At 41.6% G+C, this 11,124-nt stretch carries 6 protein-coding genes; 2 read left to right on the top strand and 4 right to left on the bottom strand.

Translation table 11 applies throughout. The features are described from left to right. Nucleotides 1-261: 261 nt before the first annotated feature. The 4 genes from GXZ17_RS02820 to rbsK form a co-directional block, all read right to left on the bottom strand. Nucleotides 262-1,341 (bottom strand): hypothetical protein, encoded by a 1,080-nt coding sequence (locus GXZ17_RS02820; protein WP_409375774.1) that lies wholly within the window; start codon nt 1,339-1,341, stop codon nt 262-264. A 983-nt stretch (nt 1,342-2,324) separates the two neighbouring features. After that, entirely contained in the window at nt 2,325-4,064 is a 1,740-nt protein-coding gene (gene aspS / locus GXZ17_RS02815; protein WP_409375773.1) for an aspartate--tRNA ligase, read from the bottom strand. Next, nucleotides 4,058-5,335, bottom strand: a complete 1,278-nt coding sequence (gene hisS / locus GXZ17_RS02810) for a histidine--tRNA ligase (protein ID WP_409375772.1) — start codon at nt 5,333-5,335, stop codon at nt 4,058-4,060. The genes aspS and hisS overlap by 7 nt, the downstream gene beginning before the upstream one ends. Before the next feature lie 46 nt (nt 5,336-5,381). After that, a complete protein-coding gene (gene rbsK, locus GXZ17_RS02805) occupies nt 5,382-6,341 on the bottom strand; it encodes a ribokinase (protein WP_409375771.1) in 960 nt (319 codons plus the stop codon). A 1,056-nt stretch (nt 6,342-7,397) separates the two neighbouring features. Between rbsK and purH the strand changes: the two genes are divergently transcribed. Together purH and mnmG are read left to right on the top strand one after the other, a co-directional pair. Further along, nucleotides 7,398-8,948 carry a bifunctional phosphoribosylaminoimidazolecarboxamide formyltransferase/IMP cyclohydrolase gene (purH, locus tag GXZ17_RS02800; protein ID WP_409375770.1) on the top strand — a complete coding sequence of 517 codons (1,551 nt, stop codon included), beginning with the start codon at nt 7,398-7,400 and terminating at the stop codon, nt 8,946-8,948. A 33-nt stretch (nt 8,949-8,981) separates the two neighbouring features. After that, entirely contained in the window at nt 8,982-10,838 is a 1,857-nt protein-coding gene (gene mnmG, locus GXZ17_RS02795; protein ID WP_409375769.1) for a tRNA uridine-5-carboxymethylaminomethyl(34) synthesis enzyme MnmG, read from the top strand. Nucleotides 10,839-11,124 lie beyond the last annotated feature (286 nt).

Below are 11,124 nucleotides of genomic sequence, written 5' to 3'. Positions count from 1 at the left end.
TCTTCCATTTCCCTCTCCTTTTTTATCTATTATACTCAACCGCAAAATCCACGGTAATCTTTCTTCCCCGTCCTTTACTCTTTTCTGTACTCCGGTATTATTGTATGGCAATTCTCCATTCTTGAAAAGCGAGATCGCCACGCACAAGGGACACGCAATATTCACAGGTAAAAGAGGTTCTTGTAGTAAATCCAGGTAAGGGTAGGAAAAAGCCCGAAGCTCTTATTGCTTGCTACATGTTGCCAGCAAGCAAACCCCATTTCAATCCCTGGTCGGGATTAAAAGCCTATAAACTCCGGTGGCGCAGATAATCCCAAAAAATGGGAACATTGCTATTGTGAGAAAACCAGCATTGGGCTGCAGGCTCATTATTATGTTCTGTGCTCCAGTATAAAGAGTCAGCGCTATAGCACCACCGACTGTAACCTCAGTAGCAGATGTATTCCTGTATTTTCCCAAAAGAGGATATATAATGATGGTAACGAGGAAAAATAACCCCACCTGGGAGAGAATGTGCAAAAAAGGAGGCAAGGTCAAAAGAGGCTTTAATATTATCGACCAGACATACATAAAAAAGAAGAAAATAACTGAAAGAATGAGAACGTTTAATCTGTCTATTTTAACTACTTGCTCTGGTGGCAATTCCTCAGCTATCTCCTCTTTTTTTCTAACGTATAATAATATTAGAATCCAAAAAATAGCGTAGACAGCAAAGGCAATCTCCATAAACGCTATAGAGAGTAATAAACCCCAGGGCAGAGATGCGACTTGAAATATTGCTGCCATGGTTGCAGATAAAATTTTTGATAGCAACCCCATTATAAAGTAGCTCTTTTTACTGTTTACAATGAATAATGCTAAGAAACATGCAGACGATAGATGTATCGCTATGGCACTGAGCCGCTCTACAAAACCACTTAAAAGGACACCTCCCACCATAAATTCCAGAGAAAATGGTATAGATATCGAAGAAAGAAATATCACTCCCAGCGTTATAGCCTCGCCACAACCAAAGCCAAGACCGAACCCCACTATGCTCTTCCAGTCTCGCGCCTCCTTCAGTGCTGGGTGATACTTCAAGAATAAAAAAGCGGAGAGAACCTCTATGGCTTCAAGAATGGTCGTATTTATAACCATCAGAGGGATATTGGTATAAAAAATAGGCCAGTTCAAGTTCTGAATGGTAGCAATAAAAAACTTTACAGAAACTGCGCAAAACCAGGACAACCAGCCCAACAAATATATATTGGAACTAACCCTGGTACGTCTATTCCAAAACAGAATAGGCAGAATTCCAGCTATAAAATAAGCTGCAGGAAGCATAAGGTATATGACTTGCACAGGTAGCGACCTCCCTTTTATCCTTATTTTTTCCTCTGAAATCGACAGCTAAAACGATACCTCGTCTTATTGTACTACTTCTCCAACGATATTGCCGCCGCCTATGCCCAAGTCCTTTTTTGCCGTAAAAATGGATAGCCTTCTCATCACCTCACCTCATCTCATCTCATCTCCTTCAGTAGTTCTTTTTCTGATAATCCGTCAGTAATACCCAAATTCTTTCTTAAGTTGTCTAAGGAGTTAATTATGAGAGAAATTCTCCATTCTATGAAACCAGCATCTTCCTTTGATACTTTTAGAATACTACTTCAATAGCCTTGATTAGTCCGGGAGCACCGCAACTCGTTATGAAGGTAGGCACTCTCAATCCTCTTTTTACTAATCTTGCAGAAAATATAGCCAGTCTTCATAGCTCCTCTTCTTTCGGTGGATGGCCTCCTTTCTCTAAAATTTTCTATAAGACTTGCTTTACCACAAAGGCCATCCACTTTTCTATTTTACGAGGATATAGAGCATAATCGAAAAAAGCGATAGAACCATTCAGGGGTGACGGCAAAAGAAGGAGAATTCATAAGGAAGGAATTCTTTCCCCTTTATACTGGTGGATGATTTTTCTACCAGTAGTATTTTGTATTTTTATTCATGTTTTAACCTTACGCTGTAGGCCGTCTGCTTTTTCTCTTTCGGGGTTATAGAGAGTTCACCTCGCTGAGGGAGACTTCCTTTCTCAGTAGCTCTTGTCTTTTTATTATTTCTTTATTGACTCCGCAAGTTGCTCTGTTTTTGTCTTTCGGGGGATTATAAGGGGTCCTCCTTTCCCTTTTCTGTCGTGATCCCGAGCTTTTAACTTCTAATATAACTTGCTTTTAAAATTTGTGCAATTTAACAGGTTTAGAATACTACATAAATTTATTTATAGACTACATAGGTAAATTTGTCCATTAACCCAGAAACTTCATGATAAAAAGATACGACGATGGTTATCATTTCTTTTGTTTTTGGAGAGATATACCTAAAATCTCCAGTTGTTTTTCTTCTACCGGGGCGGGAGCTCCAGTGAGAAGGCATACCCCTTTCTGGGTTTTAGGAAAAGCAATAACTTCTCGAATAGAACTCTCCCCGCTCATCAACATAATTAATCGGTCAAAACCCAGAGCAATTCCCCCATGAGGAGGGCAACCATACTGCAGAGCTTCAATGAAGAAACCAAATTTTTGCTCAATTTCCTCTTCTTTTAAATTCAAAAGATTAAAAATTCTTCTTTGCAAATCCATCTGGTGAATACGAATGCTCCCCGAGCCTATTTCATAACCATTCAAGACTAAATCATAAGTCTTGGACTTCACTTTTTCCGGGTGACTATCCAGAAAATCAAGGTCTTCTTCCCGGGGAGAAGTAAAGGGATGATGAACCGAGTCCCAGCGATTTTCTTCTTCATTCCAATCTACCAGAGGAAAATCAGTTATCCAGCAGAATTGAAAAGGTTTCTTATCTTTTATCCACTCCCCACCCAATTCAAATCGCAAACTACCCATAAAATTCAGTAAATTAGACCTCTCTCCCCAGGCTAAAAGAAGCAGGGCATTTTCTCCAAAGGGATATTTATTTACCATCCCTTGCCAGGTCTCTTCAGAAAGTTTGTTCTTCAAGGGAGAGGAACCCCCTCCCTTAACCCAAGATAGAGAAAGAGAGTTTTCTTTTGCTCTCTCAGAAAGAACATCTAATTTTTTTCGAGAGAAATCTTCCCCTTGAGGTAAGAAAAGAGCTTTAACAGCAAAGTTATTTCCTCCCCGAGAAAAAGAAGTTATCTCCTGCCCTAAAAGTTCAGTAAGGTCATCAATCTCCCAGGGAATGCGCAAATCGGGTTTATCTGTACCATATTTTTCCATCGCCTCATCATAGGAAAGTCGAGGAAAAGGAGGATCTACCGCCACCCCTAAAGACTCTTTGAAAACATAAATCATCATTGCTTCTATTAACTGGATGATATCTTCCACCTCTATAAAAGACATCTCTATGTCCACCTGAGTGAACTCTGGTTGCCGGTCAGCTCGCAAGTCTTCATCTCGAAAGCACTTAACTATCTGAAAATAACGATCCATACCAGAAATCATCAAAATCTGTTTGAAAAGCTGAGGAGATTGGGGAAGGGCATAAAAATGACCTGGACTGAGCCTGCTGGGAACCAGGAAGTCCCGGGCTCCTTCAGGAGTGCTTTTAGTAAGAAAAGGGGTCTCCACTTCGAGGAATTCTTTTTCAGAAAGGAATCGACGTATTAGCTGAGCTACCTGGTGGCGAAGAATTAAATTTTTCTGCACCTTATCCCGGCGAAGGTCCAGATAGCGATAGCGAAGGCGGATAGATTCATCTGTTTCCTTATTTCCCTCTATTTCAAAAGGAGGGAGGAGCGAGGAAGATAAAATTTCTAAGTCTTTCACTACAATCTCCACATCTCCAGTAGAGAGTCGAGGATTGACTAACCCTTCGGGACGCTCTTTTACCACTCCCTTTACCTTTATAACATACTCTGGCCTAACCCGGGAAGCTTGAGTATAAATTTCTTCTTTATTATCTACCACGAGCTGGGTAATACCCCATCTATCTCGCAAATCGATAAACAAAATCCCTCCATGGTCGCGCAAACGGCTCACCCAACCAGTTAATTGCACTTCCTTTCCTGCATCTTCTTTTCTCAATTCACCACAGGTATGAGTCCTCAGCATTTTTTTCTTTCCTCCAATAATTTAGCTAATAACTCTTCTTCTTTCATTGATATTTGTTCTCCCGAAACCATATCCTTCCACACCAGCTCTCCTCTCTCTTTCTCTTCTTTCCCCGCTATAATCACAGTATTAATCCCCATCTTTTGAGCTTTTTTGAGATGATATTTTACTCTTTTATCACCAAACTCTAAATAGAAAGGAATAGTTCTATCCCCTAAAAATGAAGCCAGCTTCAACAGGGCTTTTTCTCCCGAAACATCTAAAGGAGCGAGATAAAACAAGGGCTGCTTTTTAAGAGAAGAGGGGTCATACTTTTTAGCTAAGAGAAGAATCATTCTCTCCATTCCAGCAGCAAAACCTACCCCCGGTACAGGAGGGCCTCCTAAAGCAGAAGATAAATTGTCATATCTTCCTCCTCCTGCCACAGCATCTTGCGCTCCCAGCTCCCCAGTTTTAATTTCAAAAGCAGTTCTCGTATAATAATCTAAACCTCTTACTAAATAAGGGTTGATGGAGAAAGAAATATCTAATTCTCTTAAAATCTCCATCAAATCATCCTGATGCTCCCGACATTCCTCACATAGAAAATCTTGCACTAAAGGAAAAGCGGGAGAATGAATAACTTTCTGGCAAGTTTCTTCTTTACAATCTAAAACCCGGAGAGGATTTTTTTCTGCCCTAATTTTACAGTTAGCACAGAGATTATCTCCCTCGCCTTTTAAGAAATCTTGAAGAGTTTTTACATACTCGTCTCTACATTTATTACAACCTAAGTTATTAATTTCTAAAGAAAGGTTTTCCAGCCCCAATTTTTTGCTTACGAGCCAGGCTATAAGAATAATTTCCGCATCACAGGCAGCTTGAGGAAAGCCAATAGCTTCAAAACCAAATTGATGAAATTGTCTCATTCTCCCTGCTTGCGGTCGTTCATAGCGAAACATAGGACCCATATAAAACCACTTAACTCGGGGATTAGAAATATTTAAACCATGTTCTAAGTAAGCTCTCATAATGGGAGCCGTTCCCTCCGGCCGAAGAGTCAGGCTACGCCCTCCTTTATCTGGAAAGGTGTACATCTCTTTTTGTACAATATCGGTAACTTCACCCACTCCTCGGGCAAAAAGCTCTGTGCTTTCAAAAATGGGGGTTCTTATTTCCTCATATTGAAAAGAATAAGCCACAGAACGGACTACTTCTTCCACTTTATGCCAGAGATAAATCTCCTCTCCCCATATGTCCCGAGTTCCTTTAGGAACTCTGATTAAGCTCATTATTTTCCTCCTCTAATTTTCAAGAGCAAAATAAAATTTTCCCTTCTCAGTTTCCCGAAATTATTTTTACTTCGCCTTCTCCTATCCTTTCTACTAACCTTTCCACATCCCGGAAATGAGGAAGGGCGCTCTGCGCTCCTACTTTAGTGCAGGCAATGGCTCCAGCGTTATTAGCGAGCTTCAAAGCTCCTATCCAATCTTTACCCATACCGATTCCCACAACCAGCCCACCATTAAAGGCATCTCCTGCAGCGGTAGTATCCTCCACTTTTACCTCTCGAGCAGGAAGATAGACAAACTGATTATTCTCATAGCTTGCCAGCGCTCCTTCTCCTCCCAGGGTAATTACTTTCCGAGCCGGGCAACGCTCATCCAAAACTTGAATAGCTTTTATAGCATCGCTAATGCTTCTAATTTTAACTCCACTTAAAACTTCCGCTTCGTACTTATTCGGAGTAATTATATCATTGGCAGTCAAAATTTCTATAGGAAAAGGCTGGGCAGGAGCAGGATTGAGTACTACTTTCATACCAGAGCGGTGGGCATACTCAATACACTTTTTCACTACTTCCTGAGGTATTTCCAGTTGTAAAACTAAAAATTCGTTAGATTTAAAAAGCTCTAAGGCGTTATCCAGATCGGTAAGCGAGAGCTCCATATTAGCACCAGGAGCCACCAGAAGTCGATTTTCCCCTTTTTCGTCTACAAATATAAAAGCTAAACCAGTATGAGTCAAAGCCTGTCGAGTGACAAAGGCAAAATCTACATTTTCTTGTTCCAAATTGGCAAACAAGCGCTCTCCAAACTCATCGTCTCCTACTTTACCAATCATACTCACCAGTGCTCCCAGGCGAGCACAAGCCACCGCCTGATTGTTGCCTTTACCACCGGGAAGCATGGAAAATTTTTCGACAAACAAATTTTCCCCCACTTCTGGCATCCGTTCAATTTCAAGTATCATATCTATATTTAAGCTTCCCACTACTAAAATTTTCGGCCTAGACAAGGTATCACCTCCGTATTATCTGTAAATCCTGTTGTTTTGCAATATTCTACTATATCTTACCGCCTCCAGGAGAAAAAGAAGGAAGAAGTTATTAGCATGCTAGCCTTTATAATTTTACCATCTTACTATATGGAACGGAAGAGTAAGGATGCAGCTCTCATCTCCACCGAATTAAAACAATGACACCGAGAAAATACAGAATCCTTATATTACCGTGGACACGGCCACATCTTGCGCATGGCGGTCTTGCTTTTATTGTCACAGAACTATAACCGAACTATAGGAGTACCCCTGTGACCCCCGAAAAGATTAAAAAGGTAAGAAAACAAAAAACTACCGGGAGAGAAAAAGCGTCTCTCTCGGTATGAGGGGGGAAATTCTTTCCCCTCATGAACCTTTTTTGCCGTCACCCCTGAATACCTCTATCAGAAATCTAAATTATTTAAAGACAAAGACCTCTGGATTCCCGATAAAAGATTTCGGGAATGACGGCGGGGGGTCACCCCTGAATGGTTCTATCAGGGGTCCATAAGTATTGAAAAGCCTTTTGGATTCCGAACTGAATTTCAGGAATGAAGAGAGAAGGAAAGAAGAACTTTCAGGAGGAGGAAAAAAGAGATTACCGCGCACACTGGGATTTTTTCTCGAGCATCGTTATCTTAGTTTTATAATCTCTTTACCTTTTCCCAACATTGTCAGGCTGCCAGGTGAGGTTCACAACGACCGTTGAGGGAAGAATTACCACGCCGCGTAAATGAATGAGGTTTGCAATAACAGCACTCTGCTGCATAAACACAAAAAAACTAAAAGTATAAAAATAAAGAGTCTGAGGAAGAGAAAATGCCTCTCCTGAGTGTCTCCAGACACAAAAGATGATAACCAGGAAAATATCCAGTATGCCCACCAGCACAGAACCACGGGGAACCCCCTGCTACTTTCCCGAAGAAGAACACTTCTTTCTCCATTGTTCTTTATGCGCAAGTCGAGTTCAGAAATAATTTTGCATTTTTTGCTCGGTGGGATAAAATGAGCAATAGAATTCAGGAGGTGAAAAGATTGATTCAAATAAAGACTGCTCTTATAAGTGTCTCCGATAAAACCGGTTTAGAAGAATTAGCTACCTTTTTGCAAAAACAAGGTGTGGAAATAATAGCCACCGGTGGGACAGCCAGATTCATCCGTAATCTGGGAATAGAGATAAAAGAAGTTTCTGAGATTACCGGGTTTCCAGAAATACTGGGAGGACGGGTGAAAACTCTGCATCCGGTAATCGAGGGAGGAATATTAGCCCGGAGGGACAATCCAGAAGATCAGGAAGACCTAAAAAAACACCAGATTAAACCCTTAGATTTAGTAGTATGTAATCTCTACCCTTTTGAAAAAATGATAGAAAAGGAAGAAACCTCTTTAGAGAAAGTAGTGGAAGAAATTGATATAGGAGGCATTACTCTCCTTCGAGCCTCGGCCAAAAATTTCCGATACGTGGTATCGGTCTCTTCCCCTTGCCAGTATCAAGAATTGATGGAAGAGATGACCAAAAACGGAGGAGCTTTCCCCAAAGATAAATCCCAGAAGTGGGCCATAGAGGCTTTCTTCCGGACTTCAGCTTACGATGGCCATATTGCCAACTATCTTACCAGACTAACCTACCCTGAAGAAGAGCCTTTTTATCCCCAATTTTCTCTTTTACTTCGTAAAAAATACCCTCTTCGCTATGGAGAAAATCCTCACCAGCGAGGAGCTTTCTATGAAGACCTGTCTTTAGACCCTCAGGGTTTTATGAGATATATAGAACACTGGGGAGAAAAAGAGCTTTCCTTCAATAATCTCTACGATGTGCAGGCTGCTTTTAGCCTGGTCAGAGAATACGAAGACCCAGCAGTGGTAATAGTAAAACATAATAACCCCTGTGGGGTGGCAACCGATTCTAATCTCTCGGTAGCAGCTCAAAAAGCTCTCTCTGGAGACCCGGTATCGGCCTATGGAGGGATTGTGGCCTTCAACCGTCCGGTAGACAAAGAAAGCGCCAAGGTGTTCAGAAAATTGTTTATAGAGGTCGTTATCGCCCCTTCTTATGAGGAAGGTGCCCGGAAGATTTTTTCCTCCAAAAAAAATCTGCGAGTTATTCAAGCTCCTCTGTCTTCTCCCTCCTATTTTGACTTAAAAAAGGTAGATGGAGGTTTTCTCCTCCAGGATAAGGATATAATTGATTTAGATAAAAATAAATTGCAAGTAGTAACAGAGAAAAAACCTACTCCTCAGGAAGAAGAAGATTTATTATTTGCCTGGAAAGTAGCCAAACATGTCAAATCCAATGCCATTGTGTTAGCCAAAGACCGCGAGACAGTGGGAGTGGGAGCGGGACAGATGAGTAGAATCGATGCTCTATATATAGCTCTTCTTAAGGCCCACGGGCGAGAAAAGGGAGCAGTGCTGGCCTCCGATGCCTTCTTTCCTTTTTCTGATGTAGTAGAAGAAGCAGGGGAAAATGGAATTACCGCTATTATTCAGCCTGGTGGCTCTATTAGAGATGAAGATTCCATCCAGGCCTGCAATAAACTGGGAATCAGTATGGTTTTTACCGGGATTCGCCATTTCCGGCATTAATATTCCGGGAGGTTAGTTTTACGGGAAGAATTTATGGAAGAATACTATGACGTCATCGTGATTGGAGGAGGTCATGCCGGATGCGAGGCTGCTCATGCTTCAGCCCGGATGGGAGCAAAAACCCTTCTTCTAACTACCTCCATTCACCATTTAGCCCTTATGCCCTGTAACCCCGCCATTGGTGGACCGGGGAAAGGACACGTAGTAAGAGAGATAGATGCCCTGGGAGGCCTGATGGCTAAAGCTACCGACCTTTCTACCATTCATATAAGAAGAGTTAACACCGGGAAAGGGCCGGCAGTGCAAACTCTACGTGCTCAAACTCAGAGAGACCTGTATAGTTTAATTATGCGGAAATTCCTGGAAAATACACCTCACCTCTATCTTTTTCAAGGAGAAGCAACTGAAATATTACAAGATGAAAAAGGGGGAATAAAAGGGGTGAAGGTAAAAAATCAAACTACCTTTTTTGCTCCCGCTGTGGTTTTGTGCACCGGTACATTTTTAAATGGATTGATTAAAATCGGGGAGTTGAGCTATCCTGCAGGAAGACAGGGAGAATTTCCCTCGATAGATTTAGCTTGCAATTTACGCAATATGGGACTGCAGTCAGGCCGGCTCAGCACTTGCAGTCCTCCTCGTCTGGACCGACGAACTATAGACTTTTCCTCTTTGAAAGAGCAGAAAAGCGACGATAAGCCTCTGTGCTTTTCCTTTACCGGAGTTCCTCAGGTTTATGAAGGAGCATCAGTGTTTATTACCCGTACTTCTAAAAAAACTTGCGATATCATAAAAGCCAACCTCCATCGCTCCCCTCTTCTCTACTCCATCTCCGATACTTCTTCAGTGAGGGAATGTCCTTCCCTGGAGGATAAAGTTTATCGCTTTCCCGAAAGAGAAAATCACCTCCTGTTTTTGGAGCCTGAGGGAAAGAAAAGTAACGAAATCTACGTCCAGGGTCTTTTTACTTCGCTACCAGAAGAGGTGCAGCGAGAAATAGTCCACTCTATAACTGGCCTGGAGAGAGCTCATATAATAAGACCAGGATATGGAATTGAATACGATTATATTTTACCTACTCAGCTTAAATCATCTCTCGAGTGTCGAGAAATTCCCGGCCTTTTTTTAGCCGGACAAATCAACGGGACTTCAGGATACGAAGAGGCAGCAGGACAGGGAATAATAGCCGGAATTAATGCCGCAAGTTACGTCAAAGGTCAACCCCCTTTAATTCTTCGGCGAGATGAAAGCTATATCGGGGTTATGATCGATGACTTAGTAACCAAAGGAGTAGATGAACCCTATCGGTTACGCACTGGAAAAGTAGAGTTTCGCCTGGTGGTTCGCCACAGTAATGCTGACCTCCGTCTCAGTTTCTATGCTTATGAGCGGGGAATAATAAGCGAAAAAGAATATCACCGGGTGGAGGAAAAGAGAGATAAAATCCAGAAAGAAATCGAGCGCCTCTCTCGCCTTACTATTTATCCCACCACTCAATTGCAGAGTCTCTTAACGCAAAAGGGAACAAATCCGGTAAAAGAAGCAATAAAAGCCAGCGCTCTTCTTTCTCGTCCGGAGATTAGCTACCGGGATTTAGCTCCTTTTGATCCGGAAAGGCCATTTCTCGAGCCTCAGGTAATTGAGGAAGTGGAGATAGAAATAAAATATCGAGGATACATTGAGCGACAAAAAAGAGAAATAGAAGAGTTTAAAAAAATGGAGAATAAAGTTATTCCCCCTGACTTCGACTTCTCTTCTATTCAGGTAATTTCTCAGGAAGCACGGGAAAAACTACAAAAAGTAAGACCTGCCACTTTAGGACAAGCTGCCCGGGTGGCAGGAGTTACTCCTTCTGATATAGCAGCTCTGCGTATTTTATTAGAGAAATAATCAGTGTAATTCCCCCTATCACTCTCCAAAATTTTCTGGTCCATCTACCTATTGAACATAATAAACAATCCAAACCACAGAACTAACTTCTCCCTCTAAAGCAGCAAACAACTTCTAAACGAGAACTCCCCATTTTTAGCTTTACCCGAAACATCCACAAATTGTAAACGAACAAACTGATATTTTTTGAGTTCTTTTAATGTATATCTTAAAAGTTAGAGAACACAACTTCCACCCATCAAGTTTTCCCAGCTTTCTTGCTCTATTTTTCTCCAGGAGGAAACTC

Source organism: Candidatus Sordicultor fermentans (assembly GCF_012728195.1).
Classification (GTDB): Bacteria; Atribacterota; Atribacteria; order Atribacterales; family Caldatribacteriaceae; genus Sordicultor; species Sordicultor fermentans.
The sequence above is the reverse complement of the archived record's forward strand: the minus strand, read 5'-3'. Positions and strand labels throughout refer to the sequence as shown.

Coding starts and splice junctions, on each gene's coding strand:
- mnmG (WP_409375769.1), top strand. CDS start 8,982: ATGGAAGAATACTATGACGTCATCGTGATTGGAGGAGGTCATGCCGGA.
- aspS (WP_409375773.1), bottom strand. CDS start 4,064: ATGCTGAGGACTCATACCTGTGGTGAATTGAGAAAAGAAGATGCAGGA.
- hisS (WP_409375772.1), bottom strand. CDS start 5,335: ATGAGCTTAATCAGAGTTCCTAAAGGAACTCGGGACATATGGGGAGAG.